The 21,946-nt window shown below is 72.4% G+C and carries 21 protein-coding genes; 14 read left to right on the top strand and 7 right to left on the bottom strand.

All coding sequences use genetic code 11. From position 1 onward, the window contains the following. Positions 1-62: 62 nt before the first annotated feature. Entirely contained in the window at positions 63-776 is a 714-nt protein-coding gene (locus LV79_RS33005; RefSeq protein ID WP_253842243.1) for an NlpC/P60 family protein, read from the bottom strand. Positions 777-1,036: 260 nt separating this feature from the next. On the opposite strand from LV79_RS33005, the gene LV79_RS33000 reads away from it, so the two are divergent. Continuing rightward, the gene (locus LV79_RS33000) at positions 1,037-1,423 is read left to right on the top strand and encodes a hypothetical protein (protein ID WP_253842242.1); all 387 of its coding nucleotides are present in this window, start codon (positions 1,037-1,039) and stop codon (positions 1,421-1,423) included. After that, positions 1,420-1,623, top strand: a complete 204-nt coding sequence (locus LV79_RS32995; RefSeq protein WP_253842241.1) for a cold-shock protein — start codon at positions 1,420-1,422, stop codon at positions 1,621-1,623. The genes LV79_RS33000 and LV79_RS32995 overlap by 4 nt, the downstream gene beginning before the upstream one ends. 376 nt (positions 1,624-1,999) lie before the next feature. Here the strand turns inward: LV79_RS32995 and LV79_RS32990 are convergent, their stop codons facing one another. Next, entirely contained in the window at positions 2,000-2,170 is a 171-nt protein-coding gene (locus LV79_RS32990; protein ID WP_253842240.1) for a hypothetical protein, read from the bottom strand. A gap of 55 nt (positions 2,171-2,225) precedes the next feature. Next, entirely contained in the window at positions 2,226-2,813 is a 588-nt protein-coding gene (locus tag LV79_RS32985) for a DUF6292 family protein (RefSeq protein WP_253842239.1), read from the bottom strand. Between the two features lie 613 nt (positions 2,814-3,426). Here LV79_RS32985 and LV79_RS32980 point away from each other — a divergent pair. After that, positions 3,427-4,377, top strand: coding sequence for an acyl-CoA desaturase (locus LV79_RS32980; RefSeq protein ID WP_253842238.1), 951 nt, complete (start codon positions 3,427-3,429; stop codon positions 4,375-4,377). A gap of 64 nt (positions 4,378-4,441) precedes the next feature. Here LV79_RS32980 and LV79_RS32975 read toward each other — a convergent pair whose 3' ends face one another. Next, entirely contained in the window at positions 4,442-4,984 is a 543-nt protein-coding gene (locus LV79_RS32975) for a class I SAM-dependent DNA methyltransferase (protein WP_253842237.1), read from the bottom strand. Between the two features lie 94 nt (positions 4,985-5,078). On the opposite strand from LV79_RS32975, the gene LV79_RS32970 reads away from it, so the two are divergent. Next, entirely contained in the window at positions 5,079-6,653 is a 1,575-nt protein-coding gene (locus LV79_RS32970) for a hypothetical protein (RefSeq protein ID WP_253842236.1), read from the top strand. A gap of 9 nt (positions 6,654-6,662) precedes the next feature. Here the strand turns inward: LV79_RS32970 and LV79_RS32965 are convergent, their stop codons facing one another. From LV79_RS32965 to LV79_RS32955, 3 genes are all read right to left on the bottom strand, one after another. Next, entirely contained in the window at positions 6,663-6,836 is a 174-nt protein-coding gene (locus tag LV79_RS32965; protein ID WP_253842235.1) for a hypothetical protein, read from the bottom strand. Between the two features lie 124 nt (positions 6,837-6,960). Then, complete coding sequence (locus tag LV79_RS32960) at positions 6,961-7,899, bottom strand: LysR family transcriptional regulator (protein WP_253842234.1); 939 nt, start codon at positions 7,897-7,899, stop codon at positions 6,961-6,963. 45 nt (positions 7,900-7,944) lie between these two features. Beyond that, complete coding sequence (locus LV79_RS32955; protein ID WP_253842233.1) at positions 7,945-10,074, bottom strand: S8 family serine peptidase; 2,130 nt, start codon at positions 10,072-10,074, stop codon at positions 7,945-7,947. Positions 10,075-10,386: 312 nt separating this feature from the next. Between LV79_RS32955 and LV79_RS32950 the strand changes: the two genes are divergently transcribed. From LV79_RS32950 to LV79_RS32900, 10 genes are all read left to right on the top strand, one after another. Then, positions 10,387-11,259, top strand: a complete 873-nt coding sequence (locus LV79_RS32950) for an aminoglycoside phosphotransferase family protein (protein ID WP_253842294.1) — start codon at positions 10,387-10,389, stop codon at positions 11,257-11,259. Positions 11,260-11,310: 51 nt separating this feature from the next. Continuing rightward, positions 11,311-11,850, top strand: a complete 540-nt coding sequence (locus tag LV79_RS32945) for an RNA polymerase sigma factor (protein ID WP_253842232.1) — start codon at positions 11,311-11,313, stop codon at positions 11,848-11,850. Then, entirely contained in the window at positions 11,850-12,830 is a 981-nt protein-coding gene (locus tag LV79_RS32940) for a CU044_5270 family protein (RefSeq protein WP_253842231.1), read from the top strand. The genes LV79_RS32945 and LV79_RS32940 overlap by 1 nt, the downstream gene beginning before the upstream one ends. A 268-nt stretch (positions 12,831-13,098) precedes the next feature. Beyond that, positions 13,099-13,872 carry a peptidase M10A gene (locus LV79_RS32935; RefSeq protein WP_253842230.1) on the top strand — a complete coding sequence of 258 codons (774 nt, stop codon included), beginning with the start codon at positions 13,099-13,101 and terminating at the stop codon, positions 13,870-13,872. 463 nt (positions 13,873-14,335) lie between these two features. Further along, complete coding sequence (locus tag LV79_RS32925; protein ID WP_285470701.1) at positions 14,336-15,100, top strand: TIGR04222 domain-containing membrane protein; 765 nt, start codon at positions 14,336-14,338, stop codon at positions 15,098-15,100. A 181-nt stretch (positions 15,101-15,281) separates the two neighbouring features. Further along, positions 15,282-16,157, top strand: a complete 876-nt coding sequence (locus tag LV79_RS32920; protein WP_253842229.1) for a bifunctional transcriptional activator/DNA repair enzyme AdaA — start codon at positions 15,282-15,284, stop codon at positions 16,155-16,157. An 85-nt stretch (positions 16,158-16,242) separates the two neighbouring features. Continuing rightward, a complete protein-coding gene (locus LV79_RS32915; protein WP_253842228.1) occupies positions 16,243-17,247 on the top strand; it encodes a methyltransferase in 1,005 nt (334 codons plus the stop codon). Continuing rightward, entirely contained in the window at positions 17,247-18,878 is a 1,632-nt protein-coding gene (locus tag LV79_RS32910; protein ID WP_253842227.1) for an FAD-dependent monooxygenase, read from the top strand. Before LV79_RS32915 ends, LV79_RS32910 begins: the two co-directional genes overlap by 1 nt. Before the next feature lie 84 nt (positions 18,879-18,962). Next, positions 18,963-20,807, top strand: coding sequence for an FAD-dependent monooxygenase (locus LV79_RS32905; RefSeq protein ID WP_253842226.1), 1,845 nt, complete (start codon positions 18,963-18,965; stop codon positions 20,805-20,807). Then, a complete protein-coding gene (locus tag LV79_RS32900; RefSeq protein WP_253842225.1) occupies positions 20,804-21,937 on the top strand; it encodes a methyltransferase in 1,134 nt (377 codons plus the stop codon). The genes LV79_RS32905 and LV79_RS32900 overlap by 4 nt, the downstream gene beginning before the upstream one ends. The last annotated feature ends 9 nt before the right edge of the window (positions 21,938-21,946 follow it).

Raw genomic sequence — 21,946 nt, 5'->3', positions numbered from 1 at the left:
GAGGCCGTACCCGAGTCCGCCTGGTACCACCAGGTACGACGCCGCGGTGGGGGTGAGTCGGGTCAGGACAGCACCCCCGCCACGGGCTGCTCGATCCGTTGCGGTTGAACCAACTCCCCACCGTCCGGGACGGGTGCCGCCGACGACGGCGTCGGGGTCCGGGTGGGCGGCGTGACCTCCACGGTCGGGTCGCTCGGTGGTGCCGGGACCCCGGTGGGCGAGTCACTCGGTGTGGACGTGGTCGGGGTGTCGTCGACGACGGTGTTCCCCCGGTACGGGACGTAGTCCGCCGCGGTGTCCGTCCAGGTGTACTCCCGGTACACCGCCTGGACGGGGGTCTGCTCGTAGACCCAGTAGCCAGTCTGGGCCGGGTCGGTCCAGCCGCCGAACACCCGGACGTGCCCGAACTCGGTGGGGTCCGGGTTCACCCAGAGCAGGATGTCGCCGGGCCGCAGCCCCGCCTTATCGACCGGGGTGGCGCGGCCGGACAGCATCCGGGTGGACGGGTTGTCCCCGAGGCCCCACACCATCGCGACGAACCCGGAGCAGTCCTGGCGGTACCCGTCGGTGTGCCCGGTGTTGCTGTAGGGCACGGCCCGCTCCACCCAGGACCGCGCCCGGGCCAGCACCTCGCTCCTGCTGATCTGGGTCATGGCGGACCTTCCTGCCGCGGGCGCGGGCGCGCTGTCGGCGGTCGCGGTGAGGACGCCGCCGAAGGTCAGCGCGGCCGTGACGACCGCCAGCACCGGGGCGATGAGGGTTCGCTTGACGTTCATGGCTCGGTCCTCGCATCGGGAGTGGACACCGCACGAGGCACTCGCCCTCGCACCGGCCAAGGATCGGACGCGGCCCTCTAACCCGGCTCTAGATCCGGACCGGGTCCCTATAAAACGGCTATAGGTCGACCTGGAGGCGCCCGGGTGAGCGGGTTCGCGGTGCCGTGCGCGCAGGTCAACCCGGTCGGGCAGGTCATCGGCGCGGATCGGGTCCTGGCGGCGCCCGGTGCGGTAGAGTCGGGTCGGTCGGGGTACCTCAGGTGTCGGCACCCAGCGGACCCGGTTCCCGGCTGAGACCGACCGCCGTTCTCGCGGTCGGGGACGGGAGCACCGGCTTGCCGCCGGACTACCAGCTCGCCTCGTCACACCAACCACTGAGCACCCCCGCCGCGCCGCGCTCGAGCAAGGTGAAGGCCGCGATCGGGTTCGCCGACGGCCGCGCGGCCGCGGAGAAGGCCGAGGCGGTGCAGCGCAAGCGCGCGGCGCGCACGGTCGCGGTGCACTCCCTCGACGCCGAGGACCGCGGTGTGCTGCTGTCCATGTTGGGCATCGCGGGCCAAGAGCCCGCGCCGAGCGCCCCGCAGCCCGTGCACAGCCCCCAGCCCGGCGCCGTCTCGGCGTGGTCGACCCAAGGAGTAGGCCGATGAGCAACGGAACCATCAAGTGGTTCAACGGGACCAAGGGCTTCGGCTTCATCACCCCGGCGGGCGGTGGCGTCGACCTGTTCGTGCACCGCTCGTCCATCCAGGGCTACGACAACGCGGGTCTGGCCAACGACCAGCAGGTGGAGTTCGAGATCGGCGAGGGCCGCAAGGGCCCGGAAGCGGTCTCGGTCCGCGTTCTCTGAGCACGCGTGCCACTGCCCGCCCCCGGTGTTCCGGGGGCGGGCAGTGGTGTTTTCGCAGTGTGGCGCCAGCGCGCGGTGGTATTCCGCGCGAGCGGTGCAATGCGCGGGGGTGTTTCCGCACTACGCCGTGGTGTTTCTGCGCCCTGCCGTGGTACTTCCGCACAGCACAGCGGATCTCTACCCGGCGCGGGGGCGTTGTCACGGCCGCGGTGGTGTTCGCGCGGCTCGGGTCACGCGGGCATCGGCACGCGAGGCGCGGGCGTTCTCAGCCCCGGGTTCTCTCCCGGTGCCGCGCCGCCCGCGCGGCACCGGGAGCACAGCTCGGTGGGAGACCCCAGTGGTCCCAGCGGGCCGGACGCTCAGTCCACTTCGGATCTCAGGGGGCCGGGTAGTGGTCCGGGTGCCGCGGCGCGGGCGCGTGGGTGTCCGATGAGGACTCGAAGCGGGGCACCTCGACGCTGCCGGGGTTCCTGGTCACCGCCCGCTCCTCGGTGGTGGGGTGGCTGAACAGGACGGGGGCGGTGCGGCCCTCGTTCGGTGCTGTCACAGGCGTCATGGGTTCCTCTTGTCTCACGGTGGATCCTGGTCTGGTGGGGGTTCGCTCAGCGGCCATGACCGCGCATGCGCTCGACGACCTGGGTCCAGTCGAGCGGCTCGGTGGTGGCGGGGCTGGCGGGCCGGGCGGTGCGCCTGGCCAGGGCGATGGACACGAACCCGGCGACGGTGGCCGGGTCGGGCACGAGGTCACCGGTCGAGGCGGACAACACGATCGGCCGCTCGCCCGGGTCGGTCTCCAGCGACACCGACCAGCCGCGCGCGTCCCACACCAGCATCACGTCGCGGTCCGGGAACGCCGTGGCGCGGTGGCCGAGCGCCAGGTAGGCGGTGACCGTGTCGGTGACCTCGCAGGTCACGCCCTCCGCGGGCACCCCGAGCGCGACCGCGACGGCCTTGACGTAGCCGCGCAGGGCGTCGGCCAGGGCGTGCGCGATGTCGGTCGGCGGGGTCACCGAGCGCCTCGGCGCGGTGGCCGGGCGGCGCTCGAGCGCGGTCCGCTGCAGCGGCGCGCCTGCCGAACCCGGTTCGGTGGCCCGGTGCTCGCGGCGCAGCGGGTTGCGCTGGGCCTGGCCGGTGGTCGCGCGAGCGGTGTCGCGCTGGGCGGTGTCGCGGTGTGCTTCGGTGCGTGTCATGTGGATGCGGCCAGCCTCCTGGCTGTGGGCCAGCGGCGCGGCGGGCCGCGCGTGGCTCGGGAAGGGGCCGCGGGCCTCGGGGGCACGTCCGCGATGCGGACCGTGCGCGTGGTGGCGGCCGGGGAATGCGGGGAGTGCGGTCGGCGCCCGGCGGTGTGAGCCGGTGCGGCCCCGAGCCCAGGTGGGTCGGACGAGCCGGGTATCGCACCTGGTTGGAGTCCTGCTGGGTGAAGCCTGCCAGTGGTGCGCCCTTGGGCCAAGCTTACCCCACCGGCGGCCCGAATGGGGGTGACGACCTGCACGTCGCCCGAGAACCGCAGGTCGGAGCGGTCATCACCGCGTGTCGACCGCGCCGCCGCGCTCAGCGACATGGTCGGTTGGCCCCCGGCCGCGTACCGTCATCAGTGACAGGCGGTGCCACGGCGCAGCACCGGCCGGGTGGATCCCGGCAGCGCCCCGCCACTCGCGTCCGGTCGGTCACGTGCTCGCTACGTCCACCACGGCCACCGGACGTCGGACCACCCCCGTTCGACCCCACCGAGCGCTGCCCGCACCGGGCAGCCGCGCGACCACGCGCGGAACCGCTCGTCCACCCCGAATCCCGAGGCGAGATATGACCACAGCGACACCCAGCCCCCCGGTCGACACCCCGCGGCCGAAGAAACCGATCCTGGCCGAGCAGGCGGGCCGCGCCGAGCTGGTGACGATCCGGGTCTTCCTGATCATCCCGTTCCTGGCGCTGCTGGCGGTGGTGCCCGCCGCGATCTGGGGCTGGGGCGTGAGCTGGGTGGACATCGGCATCGCGACGGTCTTCTACGCGGTGTCGACGCTGGGCATCACGGTCGGCTACCACCGCTACTTCACCCACGGCGCGTTCAAGGCCAACCGCGGCCTGCGGATCGCGCTCGCGGTGGCCGGTGGGCTGGCCGCGCAGGGCTCGGTGATCACCTGGGTCGCCGACCACCGCCGCCACCACGCGTTCTCCGACCGCGCCGGTGACCCGCACTCGCCGTGGCTGTTCGGCACGTCGCCGATGGCGTTGCTGCGCGGGTTCTGGCACGCGCACATGGGGTGGTTGTTCGGCCGCGACCGCACCAACGTCGACCGCTTCGCCCCGGACCTGGCCGCGGACGCGGACCTGCGCGCGGTCGACAACCTGTTCCCGCTGTGGGTCACCCTCAGCGTCGGCCTGCCCGCGCTGCTCGGCGGTCTGATCACCTGGTCGTGGTGGGGCGCGCTGAGCGCGTTCCTGTGGGCCGGGCTGGCCAGGGTCGCCTTCCAGCACCACGTGACCTGGTCGGTCAACTCGGTCTGCCACATGGTCGGTGACCGCCCGTTCGCCAGCCGGGACAAGTCGGCGAACTTCTGGCCGCTGGCGATCCTGTCCATGGGCGAGTCGTGGCACAACCTGCACCACGCCGACCCCACCTCGGCCCGGCACGGCGTGCGCCGCGGCCAGGTCGACATCTCGGCCAGGGTCATCTGGGTCTTCGAGCGGTTCGGCTGGGCGCGCGACGTGCGCTGGCCCGACGACCGCCGCCTGGCCCGGCTCGCCGCGAACTGACGTCGTGCCCCGGCTGGGCTGTTCGCGGCCCAGCCACCCGGGGCGCCCGTGACAGGCGGGTCGACTACCCGGCTCGGTGGACCGAGACCGCGTAGTCGCCGCCGTCGAACGGGTCCTTGGCCCACGTGGCGTACCGCTCGGTAGCCGTGAGCCCCGCGGCGGCGCAGTGCTCGTCGTAGTCGGCCGTGGTGTAGCCCCGGTCCAGGGAGAACCCGGCGATGAGCACGCCCCCCGGCGCGACGTGCCCGGCGACCCCGGCGACGAGCTGGGCCTGGGTCCCGGGTGGGGTGAACAGCGGGACGTTGCCCGCCATGACGACGACGTCGAAGTCCCGCCCGAGGTCGAGCCCCACCAGGTCCCGGCAGTGCCACCGCACCTGGGGCGCGCGCTCCCCCGCCACCGCGAGCATCGACTCGTCGACGTCGACCCCCTCGACCTCCACTCCGTGCCGGGCCAGCTCGATACCCACGCGCCCGGTGCCGCAGCCCGCGTCCAGCACCGACCCGGGCCGGTAGCCGAGCACGAACACGGCTTCCCCGTGCACGTCCTGGCCGCTCTCGGCCAGGGTGTCGAACCGCCGCTGGTAGTCCTCGCCGTTCCACGTCACCGGCCCACCGTCGCACACCCGTCCGCGTCGATCGACTCCGCCACCTATGGCGATCCGGGAACCAGATCGGGATGCCCGGCGTCGAGGGGGTGTGGTGGGCGCGGGGTTCGCGGTGGCGGGGTTGGTGTGGGCCGGTGTGTCGATGCTGCTCGACGGCGGGGTCGGTCGGCAGGACGGGACGTGGGGTGGGGTCGGTGTCGCCGGGGTAGCCGTGGCGGCGCTGGTGGTGTTGTGGGGTGCGCGCCGGAGCGGGTTGGTGCTGGCGATAGCGGCGACGGGCCATGCCGGATACCTGGTCGTCACCGATCTGGAGTCAGGGGTAGCGGGGCCGTCCTCGGTAGTTCTGCTGGTCGGCGCGGTGGCGACGCTCGCGGGGGCGCTGACCAGACGGCTCGGCGGATGGGTGCGGACCGGGGTAGCGGTGCTTGTGGTGGCGGCAGCGGGATTCGGTGTGCAGCCCATCCCGGCCGCTGTGGCTGTCGACGGGCACACGGTCGCGGCAGGCGTGCGGCTGCCGGTGGCGGAGCGGTCGGAAGGCGAGCCTTGGCGGTGGGTCGCGGACGCGCCGGTGGTGGAGGCAGTGGCCGCTGGCACCGGGCTCGTGGTCGGCACCGATGGCGGCAAGGTCGTCAGCGTTGGTCCCGGGGGTCGGCGGCAGTGGCACTACGGGCGTGCGGGTACCCGGGTGACCTCACTGGTGACCACGCCTGACCAGGCCTTGGTGGTGACCACGTTCAGCGGCGGCGGGCCGCATGCACGCGATGGTGAACTCCACGTGCTGCTCGACGCGGCGACCGGAGCCGTGGTGCGCGAATGGCCAGGCGACGACCACAGCGATCTGGACCCGCGGCCCTCCACGACCGTGCTGCCCGTGGCCGAACGCCTCGAACAACCCGATGGGACGCTGGACTTCCGCGTCCACGGCACCGATCTCCGCGGCGGTCAACACCTGTGGACGTGGCGCGCGCCCGCGGGCTGCCTGTCGCCCTGGGGTGTGCACGAGTCGGGCACCGACGTGGTCATCGTGTCGTTGAGCTGCGGGGATTCCTGGGGAGTCGCGGCGCTGGGCGACCGCGACGGGGTACAGCGCTGGCAGCGACTGTTCCCCGTGGCACCGGGCAAGAGCACGCACTTCCTGGTCAACCGGACCTCCGACGGGCGGGCGGTCTCGATCGACAACCTCGCGGGCAGCCGGGAGGTCGTGCGCACCGGCGACGGCGTGACCGTGGGCGCGGAAGCGTTGCGGGGCCGGTGGTTGTGGGCGAACGCGGGACCGGTCGTGATCGGCGAGGAGCAGTCGCCCGACGGGAAAGTGCTGTCGTCGAACACCGTCGACCCGGCGACTGGCTCCGTCACCGCGGTGACGATGCCGCCCTGCGCGGGTCGCCGGACGGTGGCCACGACGGCGAACACCGTGCTGCGGTTGTGCTTCACCGACACGACCGCCGACCTCGCGTGGCAAGAGCTCAGCAGCACTACCGGTGACAGCACCACAGGCGACAGCACTACCGCTGACAGCACGAGCGTCCCCGGTTGGACCGCGCTCCCCGGCACGCACGGCTCGGGCGACTACCGGTCCCCGTTCCGCGCGGCCGGGGTGTTCCCCGCGCCGGGGTTCATCGCCGTGGTGCGACGGGGCGATCCCGCCGTCCTGGGCTTCCCCGGCTGAACCCCGGGGTCAGTCGGCGATGACCAGGACGGCGGCCGGGCGGGCGGTCGACCGCAGGCTGTCGTCGTCATCACCGTCATCGTCGTCGTCATCACCGCAGGCGGCCAGCAGCGGCAGCATCGCCAGGGCACCCACGACGGCGAGCAGGCGCAGCGGACGGCGGGCGGTGGGGTCGTGAGCCACGGGGAAATCCCCTCGTTGTAGGACAAACCGGTCATTCCCACAGTACCCACACCGCGGTCCGGTGAACCGGGAACGAACCGGTTCGCGCGGGCCAGACCGGTATCGGACCAGATCAGCCCGGGCATCAGGCCAGGATGCGGCCGTGGTCGGCCCACCAGCGGCGGTACCCGGCGGTCCGCTCGACCATCGCCCGGTACTCCTCGGCGACCACCCGGTGCAGCAGGTCGGCCGGGACCGGGCACTGGTCGACCCAGGCCAGGTCGAGCCTGCCGCACACCGGGTCACCCGCCAGCGGGCGGAACACCACCCCGTTGTGCTCCGGGGAGAGCGGGTCGGCGATGGCCACACACTGGCCGCCCGCGACGAACGCCCGCGCACCGGCCATGTGGCTGCTCTCGTAAGCCACGCGCGGCTGGAACCCGACCTGGGCGCAGGCGGCGCGCACGGACGCCATCCAACCGGGGTTGTCGTGCGGGTTGACGATCCACGCCTCGTCGGCGAGATCGGCCAGGTCGACCTCTGGCCGCGCGGCCAGCCGGTGCCGGGCGCTGAGGGCGATGAACACCGGTTCCACGGGCACGACGGTCACCCGGTGCACGCCAGCCGCGACGGGAAGCTCGAAGCCGATCACCTCGCTGATGACCGCCGCGTCCAGCCGCCCCGAGCGCAGCATCGCGATCAGCGCGGCCGCCGCCGGGTCGATGTGCGCGCGGACGGCCAGCGCGGTGCCGGTGGCGGCCAGTTCCCGTTCCAGGCGCGGGATGACGCGGGCGAGCAGCAACCCCGAGTCGCCGAGCACGACCTCCCCGCGCTCCCCCGGCGCCGAGTCGAGCAGCAGGCGGTCCATCTCGCGCAGCACGGTCCGCGCCCGGGTCAGCAGGCCGCGGCCGAACTGGGTGGTGCGCACCCCGGCCCGGCCGCGCACGAACACCTGCTCGCCGACGACCCGCTCGATGCGCTGGAGCTGGGCGGTCAGCGAGGGCTGGGAGAGACCGAGCGCGGCGGCGGCCCTGGTGATGCTGCCCTCGTCGGCCACCGCGAGGAGAACGCGAAGGTGTCTCACCTCAAGATCCACCCCGGTGTCGACCACGGCCCCGCCTTGGGACAGTCAGCCCGCGGTGACGGTGACGTCGTCGAGGACGAACGACGTGCGCAGGTAGCTGTCCTCAAGCCCGGTGAAGGTGATCGGCACCGACTGGCCCGCGAACGCGGTCAGGTCGTAGCTGAACTGCCGATACCCGGTGGCCGCGTTGACGTTCGAGAAGGTGACCAGCGTCTTGCCGCCCGCCGTGGCGGTGAACCGGTCCCAGACCCGGGCGTCGCGTTCGGCGGTGTCGATGTGCAGCCAGAACGACAACTGGTAACTGCCGCACCCGGTCGGCACGGCCACGGTCTGGGTCACGGAGGTGGTGTTCGCCCGGCCCTTGCCGCCGAGCAACGCGCTCCACGTGCCGGTGTGGGCGGGTTGCCCGGCGCCCGCGTGCTGGCCGATGACCCCCGAGGTCGCCGTCCAGCCGGTCGCACCGGACTCGAAGCTCGGGTTCAGCACCTTCTGGCCGACCTGGCAGCCGCCGGTGACGGTCCAGGTGAACGAGACCTGGGCGGTGGCTCCGGCGTTGTCGCGCACGGAAACCACGACGGTCGACGTCCCTGCCGCGGTCGGGATGCCGGACAGGGTCACGACATCGCCGCTGGCGGCAGCGGTGATCCCGGCGGGCAGGCCGGTGGTCGTCCACGTGTAGGGCGCGGCGCCGCCGGTGGCGACGACCTTGACTCCGGCCTCCTCCCCCACCTTGGCGTTCTGGTCGCCCGGGTTGGCGATGTCCAGGTCACTGGCCTCGGCGATCGTCCAGGTGAAGTCCGCCGATGCCTTGGTACCAGCGGCATCCGTGACAGTCACCGTGACTGTGTTCCTACCCGGGCCGGTCGGGGTCCCGGTCAGGGTCGCCCCGGAAACCGCTATCCCGTCGGGCAATCCGGTCGCGGTCCAGGTGTACGGGGTGGTGCCGCCGTTGGCCCGCAACGTGATCGTGACGGCGCGGCCGACCGGGCTGGTCTGGTCACCGGGGCTGGTGACGGCAAGCGGTTGCGGAGTAGCGGCGGCGTGCAGGAGCCGGTTCGGCGATCCGGCACCGGGGTTGGTGACCTTGTCCGGCGTGACCGCGGCGACCACGCCCGCGTGGACCTGCGCCGGGGTGTCGGCGGGGTGGGCGCTCAACCACAGCGCGGCGACACCGGCGGTGTGCGGGGACGCCATGGAGGTGCCGCTCGCGGTGTAGGTGGCGTTGTCGTTGTCCTTCCAGGCCGACAGGATGCCCACGCCGGGGGCGAACAGGTCCGTGCAGGGGCCGAAGTTGGAGAAGGTCGGCTTGGTGTCGGTCTTGTCGACGGCGTTGGCGGTGATCGCCTCGGTGACCCGGGCGGGCGAGGAGTTGCAGGCGTCCTTGCCGTCGTTGGCGGAGGCCACCGCGAACACGACCCCGGACGCGATGGACTTGCGCACGGCGGCGTCCATGGCGGGGTCGGCGGAACTGGTCAGGCTCATGTTCGCCACGGCGGGCTTGACCGCGTTCTTCGTGACCCAGTCGATACCGCTGATCACGGCGCTGTTGGAGCCCGAACCCGCGCAGTTCAACGCCTTGACGGCGACGATCTTCGCGGCCTTGGCGACCCCGTACTCGCGGCCGCCGATGATGCCGCCGACGTGGGTGCCGTGGCCGTGGCAGTCGGTGTTGTTGGTGTCGATAGTGTTGGTGCCCCAGCTCGCCCGGCCCTCGAACGTGCTGTGCGTGGTGCGGATGCCGGTGTCGATGACGTAGGTGGTGACGCCCTCGCCGGTGCTGCCGTAGCCGAACTTGGCGTCCAGCGGCAAATCCCGTTGGTCGATCCGGTCGAGCCCCCAGTTCGGCGGGTTCGGCTGCTCACCCGCGATCCTGGCGACGGCGTCTTGCACCACCATCTCGACCGCCGGGTCCGCGGCGAGCCTGCGGGCCGCGCGGGCGTCCATCTTCGCGGCGTAGCCGGTCAGGGCGTGTTCCCACTTGGCTGTCACCGTGCCGCCGTACTCGCTGGCCAAGCGGTCGGCCACCGGCTGCTTGGTGACCACGATGTAGCTGCCCGCGATCGCGTCCGGCCGGTCGGCGCCGATCACCACGCCTTGGGCGGCGGCCGCGGGTAGCGCGCCGCCGAAGGCCATCCCGACCGCGAGCACCACGTGCCACGTCCGATGTCGTCTCACTTCTCACTCCTTCACGCAGGGTCCGCCTCGTCCGGGAACGCGGCGGTAGCAGGAAGGGCGACAGTGCCGGGGAATTCGCGCCGGGCACAGGGGTGACGGCCGGGGAACAGCCGTTCAGAACAGCGAGATCCACTGGGTGTTCCACGTCGGACGGCCGCCGGGAGCGGCTGATGGTCCATAGTGGAACGCGGTCATCACATCGTACTATGGCGCGGCTGAATTCACTGCCTGGCCAGTGAATCCTATCGCTTCCCGGTTAACGCGTTGATGGGAACAGACCGACATCGATACGCTCCCGGCCCTGTGGCGAAGATGCACGCGGGCGAGGTGGACGTCGACGACGGGCTCGTGCGGCGGCGGCTCAGCGACCAGTTCCCCGAGTGGGCCGATCTGCCGGTGCGGCGGCTGGTCTCCGGCGGGACGTCCAACGCGATCTTCCGGGTGGGCGACGACCTGACCGTCAGACTGCCGCTCACCGGAGGTGGTCCCGAGAGCGAGACCCGGTGGTTGACCGCGCTGGCGCCGTTGCTGCCCACCACGATCCCGACCGTCATGGGACTGGGTGAGCCTGGCGCGGGCTATCCGTGGCCGTGGTCGGTGCACCGCTGGATCCCGGGTGACGTCCTGGTCGAAGGGCACGAGCGCGAGGACCTGGCGCGCGACCTGGCCGAGTTCGTCACCGCGATGCGCGCGGTCGGGCTCGATGGTGGACCACCCGCGCACCGCGGCAGCAGTCCGCTGGCCGAGGCCGACGCGGCGACCCGGGCCGCCATCGAGGCTTTGCGCCAGACCGACGAACCGTTCGACGCCGAGGTCACCATCGCCGCCTGGGAGGCCGCTCTCGCCGTTCCGCCCTGGTCAGGGCCGCTCTGCTGGACGCACTGCGACCTCATGCCCAGCAACCTCCTCGGCGCAGGGGGTCGGCTCGCGGCGGTCATCGACTTCGGCACCGCCGGGCTCGGGGACCCTGCCACCGACCTGATCCCCGCGTGGAACCTGCTGACCGGGTCCGCCCGCGGGGTGTTCCGCGACCACACCGGCGTCAACGAGCACATGTGGCGGCGGGGCCGGGGCTGGGCGTTGTCGATGGCGCTCATCCACCTGCCGTACTACCGGCACACGAACCCGGTCATCTCGGCCAACGCCCGCTTCGTCCTCCGCCAAGTCCTCGCCGACGGGGTGTGACATCCCGGCCGCACCGGACATAGGCCTGGGTAGCGGCAGAGAGGCGGGCTCGTGACCGAGCGACAGGAGCGGTTCAGATGGCTGTACCGCGAGCACCACGGCGAGGTGCACAGGTACGTCGCGCGTCGATTGGCCCGTGCGGCCGACGTCGACGACGTGGTGGCCGAGGTGTTCACCGTCATGTGGCGCCGGATCAACGACGTCCCGGTAGCGCCAGAGGCACTGCCTTGGCTCTATGGCGTCGCCCGGCGGGTCCTGGCCAACGAGTTCCGACGGTTGGAACGGCGGGCCACGGTGGTCGACGACGCCGCGCTCGACGAGGCGGTGGAGTCCGATCACGCCGATGACGTGCTGGACCGGCTCGTCGCGATCGCGGCGTTCGCCACCCTCGGCGCGGACGACCGGGAGGTGCTGCGGCTCGTGGCCTGGGAGAACCTGTCCAGCACCCAGGTCGCGGTGGTCCTGGGGTGCCTGCGCACAACCGCCGCGATGCGGGTCCGCCGAGCCCGCCGCCGACTGCTCGCCGCCATGGCCGTGGTCGACCGCCCACACGACGGGTCCCAGCGAGTCGGGATGAAGGGAGCGCGCTGATGCGTGCCGAGCAGGACATCCGCCGGTTGCTGGCCGCCGCCGACCCGGTGCGGGACCACCCGGTGCCCCCGGTCCCCGTCTTCGACCCGCCCGCACCGGTGCACCGACGCCGACGGGTGCTGGTCGCCGCCGCCTTGGTCGCCGTGGTCGCAGCCGGAGCCGCCGTGTGGACCGTGGCCAGGCCGAACGCACCGCGCGGGGCGGCGGCGACTCCCCCACTGCTGTCCATCACCGCGGCGACCGACACCCGTCCCGCACCGGTGTTGCTGGAGGAGATCGCCGCGCGTGCGCAGCGCTCCGGTGTGCCGACCGGGCGGCCCGGTGGCACGGAGCACTTCCAGATGCAGGCCTGGTACCTGCACGCCCAGGTCCAGCGCGGCGACACGCGGTCGGTGTTGCAGGCCACCTACACAGAACTGTGGTGGAACGCCGACGGGTCCGGCCGGATCGACACCCGGGACTCGCCGCCGCAGTTCCAGTCCGAGGCCGACCAGCGGGCCTGGGCGTCGGAAACCGACGGCGAAGGCGACAGTTCGTCCTTCGAGCCGCACGAACGGACCCGCATGTGGCCGGACCGCCCGCCGACCGACCCCGCCGAGCTGGCGTTGTGGCTGGAAATCAACCACCCCAGGGCGAACGGGCCGACCGAGGTCATCGCGTCCATCACCGACCTGGTGCGCCAACGGGTGTTGACCGCTGATGAGCGCGCCGCCGTCCTGCGGGTGCTGGCCACCGTCCCCGGGCTGCGCCACGACGGCACCACGCACGACCGCACCGGACGTCCAGGGATGGTGTTCTCCCTGGACTCCAACGGTCACGGGCTGCCGACGCGCTACAGCCTGGTCATCGACCCTGGTACGGGCCTCATCCTCGCCCGCGAGGAAGTGCTCACCAAGGATCCGGGTGCGCTCGGCGTCACCATCCCGGCTGTCATCACGTCTGAGGTGTATGTGCGTCAGGACTTCCAGGGCACGCCGTGAACCGTGCCGGGACCGCCGCGATTCACCTGGCACGGGGATGGCAGGGAGGTCCGCGAGAACGTGTGAGTGACTGGGTGACGGAACGGGGGTGGGCGGCGGTTTCGGCTGCCTGAGTGGGGGTCGCTGAGTGGTCGGCAACAGCGCCCGTTCGGCAGCGCGGAGTGTCGTCTGAGGCGTGCATCCGGTTCGCACCCGAGCGCGCACCCGACCCGCTCTCGCCGGGCTCGAACCTTGTGTCATCCAGCCAGGACGACCAGGGAGATCCCCGATGCGCCGCTCGCTCACCACCCTCGCCGCCACCGCCCTGGCCGCCACCGCGGTCGTCATCGCGGGCCAGCCGGTCACCACGACCGCCGCCGCGAACGACGAGGTCTTCCTGGTCGCGGAGGCGTTCACCTACGACGAGGGCGACGCGGTCACCGCCGCCGCCACCGCCGCCTCGGCCGCCGGCGCCTGCGAGGACACCACCTACGCGCTGAAGACCTGGAAGGTCGGCACCCTGAACTGGATGTACAACGGCCAGGGCGTCCCCGCCAACATCGCCTCCACCGCTCTCGCCTCGATCACCACCTCCACCAACACCGTCGCCAAGGGCACCAACCGCTGCGGCCTCGCCCCCCTCACCACCTCCACCTACAACTACGCCGGCACCACCACCCTCAAGCCCCAGGTGTCATCGACCGCCACCTGCACCGGCAACGACAACAAGTCCGTCACCGGCTGGGGCGCTCTCCCCACCAAGGTCCTCGCCTACACCTGCACCTACTACAACGCCAAGGGCGTCGTCATCGCCTCCGACACCCTCATCGACAACGTCGCCTACACCTGGTTCACCACCAAGCCCGCCAACTGCACCGGCGCCCAGTACGACCTCGAGACCACCCTCACCCACGAGCGCCTCCACACCGCCGGCCTCGGCCACGTCGACCAGACCAACAACGCCACCCAGACCATGACCCCCGCCAGCTCCCCCTGCGACACCTCCCGCCGCCTCCTCGGCGCCGGTGACTACGCCGGCCTCAAGGCCCTCGCCAGCAAGTAGTCCCCTCCCCTGGCTCAGGCCCTCTCCCCCCGCTCCCGGGGAGAGGGCCTTTCGCCGTTGGCGGTCATGTTCAGCTCTCGAAGGAGCTCGGCGTCCTTCGAGCTCAAGCCGGTGGCGCTCTTGCGGTCGCCGCGACTTTCCGCCTCCAGGTGCAGTTCGCGATGCCGCGCCCGTGCTCGTACCGTTCCCACACCCTAGCGACCCAAAGCCCATTATCTATATAGCTAATGGTGGATATCAGGAGCATGCTAGCGGAGTCATCGGCGGCAGAGAGCGGTTGGCAGCGGCCAGCGGGGTTGACACCGCGGCCGACAGCGCCCAGCCGACCCACGAACAGTCCGGCGTGGACCGATACGCGACGGCGAGCGGCAGCTTGCCCGGAAGGCGGGATTGGCTGTTCCGGGCCCGCAGCCCGCTGGTGATCACTACGCTTCCCCTGGCGGTGGTGGGGAGGGGTGGGCGGATGATCTGGTCGTGGCTGGTGTTGTTCGTGGCGGCCATGGCGGCGCCGGTGTGGGTGGTGGTGCGGGACTACCGGCGGGCGCGGGACGCGAGCCTGGTGGCTGGGTTCGCCGGGGATCTGGTGGACGTGGCCCTGTTGCGCGGTGGGGTGGCTCGGGTGGCAGACGCGGTGGTGGTGGACCTGGTTGATCGTGGGGCGCTCACCGTCACCGACACGAACTGCCTGGTGCCCGGGGTCGAGCCTGCGGCGACGACGCCGATGGAGCAGGTGATCCTTGACTTCGCCTGCTCTCGGACCGTTCGCCTGCGGGCCGTCAGGGACGAGGTGGCCGACAAGTGCGCGGATGAGTTCAAGAAGCGCACCACCAGGCTGCGGCGCAAGGGGCTGCTCGTGGCCGAGTCCGGGAGCGGGCTCGCCTTCCTGATCCTGCACAGCTTCCTCGTGTACACCTCCGGCGCGCAGTTCATGTACTGGATCGACGGGATCTTCGTGGCCGAGCCGCTCTGGCTGTGGGACGGTCCCACCGGCCGCGCCTGGGTGTTGCTGCTCGTCCTGTGGGCGGTCCCGTTCGCGGTGGTCACCTGGCACCGGGGTTTCCTCCGCGAGGACATCCGCACCCCGCTCGGTCGCGCGATCATCGACCGCCTGGTCCGCACCGCCCCCGAGTCGCTGGGCACCTGGGTCGCCGTGCACGGCCTCGCCACCACCGATCCCGACCCCGACGACCCCCGCCCGCTCATCCTCGGCGACCTCGAACCCGCCTAGCCGCGCAGAACATCCAAGAGTCCATAAAGGACCTACAGGGTGCGCCCCGGCCTGATGGGCTTGTTAGTAGATCCTGGAAGTGTTGTCGGCGGGGAAACAAGCCCGCGGCAGCCACCGCGGGCGCGACCAGCCCGCCGGGACGCGGCGGGGAGTCCGGCTACAACCCTCGGGGGCGGGCGCCGTGAACGCGAGTGCGAAGACGCGGTGGGAAGCCGTGTGCGATCGGGACGAGCAGGCGGACGGGCGGTTCTTCTACTCCGTGCGCACCACCGGCGTCTACAACCGGCCGTCGTGCCCGGCCCGGTCGGCGCGGCGGGAGAACGTGGAGTTCTTCGCCACCGCCGCGGCGGCGGAGGCGCGGGGCTACCGGCCGTGCAAGCGGTGCGCGCCGGATCGGCCCACGGCGCACGAACGGCACGTGGCCGCGGCGGCGCGGGCGTGCCGGATCGTCGACGAGCGGGGTGAGCGGGCGCCGAACCTCGACGACCTCGCCGCCGCCGTGGGGTTCAGCAGGTTCCACTTCCACCGGGTGTTCAAGGCGGTGGTGGGCATCACCCCGCACGCCTACCTGTCCGCGCGGCGGGCGCAGCGGGTGCGCGACGTGCTGACCGAGGCGGACAGCGTCACGTCCGCCATCTACGACGCGGGCTTCAACTCGAACGGGCACTTCTACGCGACCGCGCCGCTGATGCTGGGCATGACCCCGACGAGTTTCCGCGCGGGCGGCGCGGGGCAGACGATCCGCTACCTCGTGGGGTCGTGGGGTGAGAGCGCGGCACTGGTGGCGGTGGCCGAACGAGGGGTGTGCGACGTGCTGGTCGGCCCGGACCCCCGAGTTCTGCCCGGACGCCTGCGAGAGCGGTTCCCCATGGCCAGAACCACTCCTGCGGCAGGCGACCTCGCGGCGGCGGTGCGAGCGGCCCTCGACGCCGCCACAGCGCCGGTGATCGGCGCGGACCTGCCGCCGGGGGTGGCGCTGACCGTGCTGCGCGAACAGGTCACCGAAGCGCTGCCCGACGCGACGTCGGTCGACCTGCCATCCGACCGCCTCGCCTGACCGCCGACCACAACCCCACCAACGGGAACCTACGCCGTCGCACTGTCCACATCGGAGACAGGCGCACGGATCGGGAGGACACGCCATGACCACAGTGGACCCAGCGCGCGCCGTAGTCGACGTCATCACCGGGACCTGGCGCACGCAGGCCCTCTACGCGGCGGTGAAACTGCGCCTGCCCGACCACATCGCCGCCGGGTGCGGCACCGGCGAGCGCCTGGCCGCCGCCGCCGAGGTCGGACCGGACGCCGTCGTCCGGCTGATGCGGCTGCTGACCGCCATCGGCGTGTTCGGCGGGGACGACACCACCGGCTACACCCTGACCCCGGTGTCGGACCTGCTGCGCGACGGTGTCCCCGGCTCCATGCGGGACATGTGCCTGCTCTACGGCGAGGAGTTCCACGAGGCGTGGGGGGCGACCGTGCCCGCGCTGCGCACCGGGCGGTCCGGGTTCGAGGACGCGTTCGGCCGCACGCTGCACCAGTACCTGGCCGACGAGCCCGACGCCGGGCCCCGGTTCCTGCGCGCGATGAACGCGGGCGGCTCGTTCTTCGCCGAGGTGGCCAACGGGCACGACTTCGGCACCGGCACGGTCGTCGACGTCGCGGGCGGCAGCGGCATGCTACTCTCCAGCATCCTGCTGGCGCACCAGGGGGCGCACGGCGTGCTGTTCGACCGCGAGCACATGGTCCAGGTCGCCAAGGAGCACCTCACCACCACCGTCGCCGGGGACCGGTTCGACGTGGTGTCCGGCGACTTCTTCGAGTCGGTGCCCACCGGCGCGGACACCTACGTGCTGTCGCGGATCCTGCAGGACTGGGACGACCGCCGGTGCGTCGACCTGCTCACCACGGTCCGGCGGGCGATGCGCGCGGAGTCGGCGCGGCTGCTGGTGGTGGAGCGGGTCGTCGACGAGGACGGCGCGAGGCTGCTCCCGCTGCTGTTCGACCTGCACCTGATGGTCATGGCGGGCGGCAGGGAGCGCACCATGGCGGGCTACCGGTCGCTGCTGGCCGCGGCAGGCCTGCGGCTGGAGTCGGTGCGGGACCTGGCGCTGGAGACCAGCCTGCTCGTGGCCCGGCCGGTGTGATGGCGGCGCCGACGCGCACCCCGGTCGTGGTGGTCGGTGGCGGCCCGGTCGGGCTGGTGCTGGCGCTGCTGCTCGACCACCACGGCGTGGCGTGCACGGTCGTCAACGACGGCGACGGGCCCACCACGACACCGCGGGGCAGCACCCACGGGGCGCGGACGATGGAGCACTACCGGCGGCTGGGCCTGGCGGAGGCGGTCCGGCGGCTCGGCCTGCCCGCCGACCACCCGACTGACGTCGTCTACCACACCCGCTACACCGGGTTCGAGCTCGCGCGGCTGCGGATGCCCTCGGCGCTGGACAAGCGCGCCGCCGTGCGGGACGCGCCCGCCACCGACCAGGTGCCGGAGCCGCTGCACCGGGCCAACCAGCGCTACGTCGAGCGGCTGCTGTTCGCCGCGGCGGGCGCCCGGCCGGGGATCACCCTGCGGTTCGGCCACCGGGCGACCGGGCTGGCGCAGGACGCGGACGGCGTCACCACGCACACCGACGGCGGGGACCTGCGCTCGGCGTACGTGGTCGGCTGCGACGGCGGGCAGGGCGTGGTGCGGGCCGCGCTGGGCGTGCGCTACCGGGGCAGCGGGGCGGTGGACCAGGCGATCCTCGGGCGCCGGGCGGTGGCGGCGCACCTGCGGGTGCCGGGGTTGGCCGCGGTGTTCGCCCGCGCGGGCGCCGGGTGGAGCCACTGGTCGCTCAACCACGAGGTCGTCACCAACCTGATCTCGCTCGACGGCGCGGCCGAGTTCTTCCTGCTCACCAGCTCCACCGACCGCGACGGCGTCCCCGGGCTGGTGCGGCGGGCGGCGGGCGCGCCGGTGCGCGTCGATGTCCTGGGTACCCGGGAGTGGACGCCGGGCCAGGCGCTGGTGGCGGAGCGGTTCAGCGACCGCAGGGTGCTGCTGGCAGGCGACGCCGCGCACCTGTTCACCCCGACCGGCGGGTTCGGGATGAACACCGGCGTCGACGACGCGGCGAACCTGGCCTGGAAGCTGGCCGCGGCCGTCGCGGGGTGGGCCGGGCCCGGGCTGGTGGACAGCTACGCCGCCGAACGGGTCCCGATCGCGGTGCGCAACACGGCCGCGGCGCGGGCGCTCAACAAGAACCTGGCCGATGTCCGGCCTTGTACGGAAATGGAACTGGACACCGAGTCGGGCCGCCGGGAACGCGCCAGGATCGGGCATCAGCTCGCGGATTTCGGTGAGCAGTTCGCGTCCATCGGTGTCCAGCTCGGCGCCCGCTACGACGGTTCCCCGATCGTCGCCGAGGACGGCACCCCACCGCCGGACTCCGCCGTCGACTACACCCCGTCGAGTGTCCCAGGTGGACGTGCGCCGCACGCGTGGTTGCGCGCGGGCCACGGGCCGGGAGACTCGCTATTCGACCACTTCGGACCAGGTTTCACCTTGCTGCTACTGGGTTCCACGCCACACACGGGCGCGGGTCTGCGCGCCGCGGCTACCGCGCTCGGCGTGCCGCTGGAGGTGGTGGAGGTGCCCGACCCGCACGTGCGGGACGCGTACTGCCGCGACCTCGTGCTGATCCGACCGGACCAGCACGTCGCGTGGCGCGGTAATCGCGAACCCGCCGATCCGCACGCCGTTCTCGCCCGCGCGGTCGGGCACGGGGAATAGCCGAGCAACATTCAGAGCGGCCCCGGCAGGTCGCGCCGATAACGTGATAGCCATCAGCGACCCGACTCCGCGGAGGTCGATTCCATGTCGGTCGACGAAACCGTTCCCGTGTTGATCGTCGGTGGCGGCGGCTCCGGTCTGCTCGCCTCCGTCGTGCTCGCCGACCTGGGGGTCGAGTCGCTGCTGGTGGAGCGGCACCCGTCGACCTCGCGGCACCCCAAGGCGCACATCCTCAACGCGCGGACCATGGAGGTGCTGGCCAAGCACGGCCTGGCCGACGAGGTGTACGCGGCGGGGTCCCCGCCGGAGCGGTCCTCGGCGATGGTGTGGCTGACCAGCCTCGGCGGCGACGAGCCGTTCGACCGCAAGGTGCTGCACCGGGTCGACGCCTACGGCGGGGGCGCGCTGCGCGAGCGGTACGCCGCCGCGTCGGCCTACCGGCACGGCAACCTGGGCCAGCTGTGGCTGGAGCCGCTGCTGCGGCGCCACGCCGAGGAGCGCACCCCGGGCGGCGTGCGGTTCCACCACGAGCTGCTCGACCTCACCCAGGACGAGGCATGGGTGACAGCGCGGATCCGGGACCGCGACACCGGCCGCGTGTACACCGTGCGCGCGCTCTACGTGATCGGCGCGGACGGCGGCAAGACCGTCGGCGCGGCGCTCGGGGTGCGGATGGCGGGCACGCCGACCTTCTCCGAGTGGATCAACCTGCACGTCCGGTCCGACTTCTCCGCGTTCCTCGACCACGACGACGCGGTGGTCAACCGGGTCTCCGCGCTGACCGGGGACGGCCGGTTCGAGCACTGCGGCGTGGTGCCGATGGGGCCGGACAGCTGGGGCAGGTCGTCGCGGGAGTGGACGCTCATGGTGACCCGCTCCCCCGGCGAGGCCGCCGCGCTGGACGACGACGCGGTGGTCGCCGGGGTGCGCTCGACGCTGAAGCTGCCCGCCGACCACCCGATGGAGGTCGTGTCGATCAGCCGGTGGCCGGTCGAGGGCACGGTCGCGGACCGGTTCCGCGTCGGACGGGTGTTCCTTGTCGGCGACGCCGCGCACCGGCACCCGCCCTCGGGCGCGCTCGGCCTCAACACCGGGATGCAGGACGCGCACAACCTGGCCTGGAAGCTGGCCGCGGTGCTGGCGGGCACCGCGGGCCCAGCGCTGCTGCGCAGCTACGAGGCAGAACGGCGGCCGGTGGCCGAGCGGGTGGTGCGGCGCGCGCTGTACTCGGCGTTCAACCAGATCAGCATGACCGCCGGGACCGGGGTGAGCCCGGTGGGCAGCCCCGCGTGGAACCGCGCGCAGCTCACTGCCCTGTTCGCCGACACGGAGGACGGCGAGACCAGGCGCGCGATCCTCGGCGAGTACTTCGCCACCAACCGCATCACCACCGAGCACCTGGGCCTGGAACTCGGCTACGACTACGCGGACTCGCCGTGCGTGTTGCCCGACGGCAGCGCTCCCCCGCCGCGCGACCCGCTGGGCGTCGACCACCACCCGAGCGCCCGCCCCGGGCACCGGCTGCCGCACGCCTGGCTGCGGCTGGGCGACGAGCGGGTGCACACCCACCACCTGGTGCGGCCCGGCCGGTTCCTGCTGCTGGCGGGCGCGGCGGGCCAGGGCTGGGTCGAGGCGGCGACCGCGGCGGGCATCGACGCCTACCGGGTCGGCCCCCAACCACCCAGCCCCACGCCACCCGCCGAACCACCCGGCAGCACGCCACCCGCCCACGGCGGCGACTGGTCCCGGCTGCGCGGCCACGACGACGACGGCGCGGTGCTGGTGCGCCCGGACGGCGTCATCGCCGCCAGGGCCCACCGGGCCGACGCGCGGGAGGGCAAGAGCCAATGGCTGGACCGCGCGCTGAGGGTCGCGACCGGCCGGACCGAACCGACAACTCCAACCCCCGAGGAGGGACAACAGCGATGACCACCCGCGACACCCAGCACCGTACCGACCAGGACACCCGAGTCACCCAGAACACCGAAGCTGTCTGGAACACCGAAACCGAGAAGGTGCTGACCAAGCTCAAGGAGTACGCGCTCGGCCCGATGCGGTTCATGAACCTGCTCAGCTGCTTCGAGCTCGGCATCGTCGACGTGCTGCGCGCCGAGGGGCCGCGCACCGCGGTCGAGATCGCCGAGCGGGTCGGTGGCGCTCCCGCCGCCATCGAGCAACTGCTGCTGCTCCCGGTCAAGGACGAGTTCCTGAGCCAGGACGAGCGGGGCCGCTACGAGCTGGCCGGGTTGGCCCACCCGAGCGCGGCGGATCTGGGCCGGGTGCTGCCCTGGATGGACATGATCAAGGTGATCTGCCTGCGGCAGCTGTACTGGCTGACCGACAGCGTGCGCACCGGGACCGTCGTCGGCCTCAAGGAGCTCTACGGGCACGAGGGCACGCTGTACTCGGCGACCGCCGCCAACGACGACCTACGGGCGTCGTGGAGCGCGATGATGGACTCGGTCACCGACTACATCGACGGCTGGTTCTTCGCGAACCTGCAGGTCCGGCCGGGTGCCCGGATCCTGGACCTGGCGGGCAACACCGGGCTCGGCGCGGTGCTGACCCGCAAGTACAAGGCCGAGGCCGACCCGGCGGTGGTGTGCTTCGACTTCCCGGAGAAGGAGGCCGCCGCGCTGGCCACCTTCGCCGCGCACGGCGAGTCCGAGCGCTGCGGGTTCATCGGCGGCGACGTCTTCGACGGCGTGCCCGAGGGCTTCGACCTGGTGCTGATCAAGCACTTCCTGGACATGTTCGACAAGGACAACGTGCTCAGGATCCTGCGCAACGTGCACGCCGCGCTCGAGCCGGGCGGTGAGGTGTGCGTGCTGGTGCCCAGCCACCCCGAGCACCTGGCCGACACCAGCTCGGTGGACTTCTTCCCGGCCTACTTCCTCGGCTGCACGATGGGCGAGGGCGGGCCGCAGAAGGTGTCGACCTACGCCGCGTGGGCGCGGGAGGCCGGGTTCGAGGTCACCACCGCGATCTCCCAGGACGTGGCGAGCATGCCGCCGGACATGGTGCCGATGCACGGGATCATCGTCGGCCGCAAGAACTAGGCCGCTACC

Source organism: Actinokineospora globicatena, from assembly GCF_024171945.1.
GTDB lineage: Bacteria > Actinomycetota > Actinomycetes > Mycobacteriales > Pseudonocardiaceae > Actinokineospora > Actinokineospora globicatena.
Note: the sequence above shows the minus strand (reverse complement) of the source record. Positions and strands in the feature narration are given on the sequence as shown.

What these genes read in the sequence shown, in the direction of transcription:
- LV79_RS33005 (WP_253842243.1), bottom strand. Translation starts at nt 776, where the DNA reads ATGAACGTCAAGCGAACCCTCATCGCCCCGGTGCTGGCGGTCGTCACG.
- LV79_RS32995 (WP_253842241.1), top strand. Translation starts at nt 1,420, where the DNA reads ATGAGCAACGGAACCATCAAGTGGTTCAACGGGACCAAGGGCTTCGGC.
- LV79_RS32985 (WP_253842239.1), bottom strand. Translation starts at nt 2,813, where the DNA reads ATGACACGCACCGAAGCACACCGCGACACCGCCCAGCGCGACACCGCT.
- LV79_RS32980 (WP_253842238.1), top strand. Translation starts at nt 3,427, where the DNA reads ATGACCACAGCGACACCCAGCCCCCCGGTCGACACCCCGCGGCCGAAG.
- LV79_RS32950 (WP_253842294.1), top strand. Translation starts at nt 10,387, where the DNA reads ATGCACGCGGGCGAGGTGGACGTCGACGACGGGCTCGTGCGGCGGCGG.
- LV79_RS32940 (WP_253842231.1), top strand. Translation starts at nt 11,850, where the DNA reads ATGCGTGCCGAGCAGGACATCCGCCGGTTGCTGGCCGCCGCCGACCCG.
- LV79_RS32935 (WP_253842230.1), top strand. Translation starts at nt 13,099, where the DNA reads ATGCGCCGCTCGCTCACCACCCTCGCCGCCACCGCCCTGGCCGCCACC.
- LV79_RS32925 (WP_285470701.1), top strand. Translation starts at nt 14,336, where the DNA reads ATGATCTGGTCGTGGCTGGTGTTGTTCGTGGCGGCCATGGCGGCGCCG.
- LV79_RS32915 (WP_253842228.1), top strand. Translation starts at nt 16,243, where the DNA reads ATGACCACAGTGGACCCAGCGCGCGCCGTAGTCGACGTCATCACCGGG.
- LV79_RS32910 (WP_253842227.1), top strand. Translation starts at nt 17,247, where the DNA reads ATGGCGGCGCCGACGCGCACCCCGGTCGTGGTGGTCGGTGGCGGCCCG.
- LV79_RS32905 (WP_253842226.1), top strand. Translation starts at nt 18,963, where the DNA reads ATGTCGGTCGACGAAACCGTTCCCGTGTTGATCGTCGGTGGCGGCGGC.
- LV79_RS32900 (WP_253842225.1), top strand. Translation starts at nt 20,804, where the DNA reads ATGACCACCCGCGACACCCAGCACCGTACCGACCAGGACACCCGAGTC.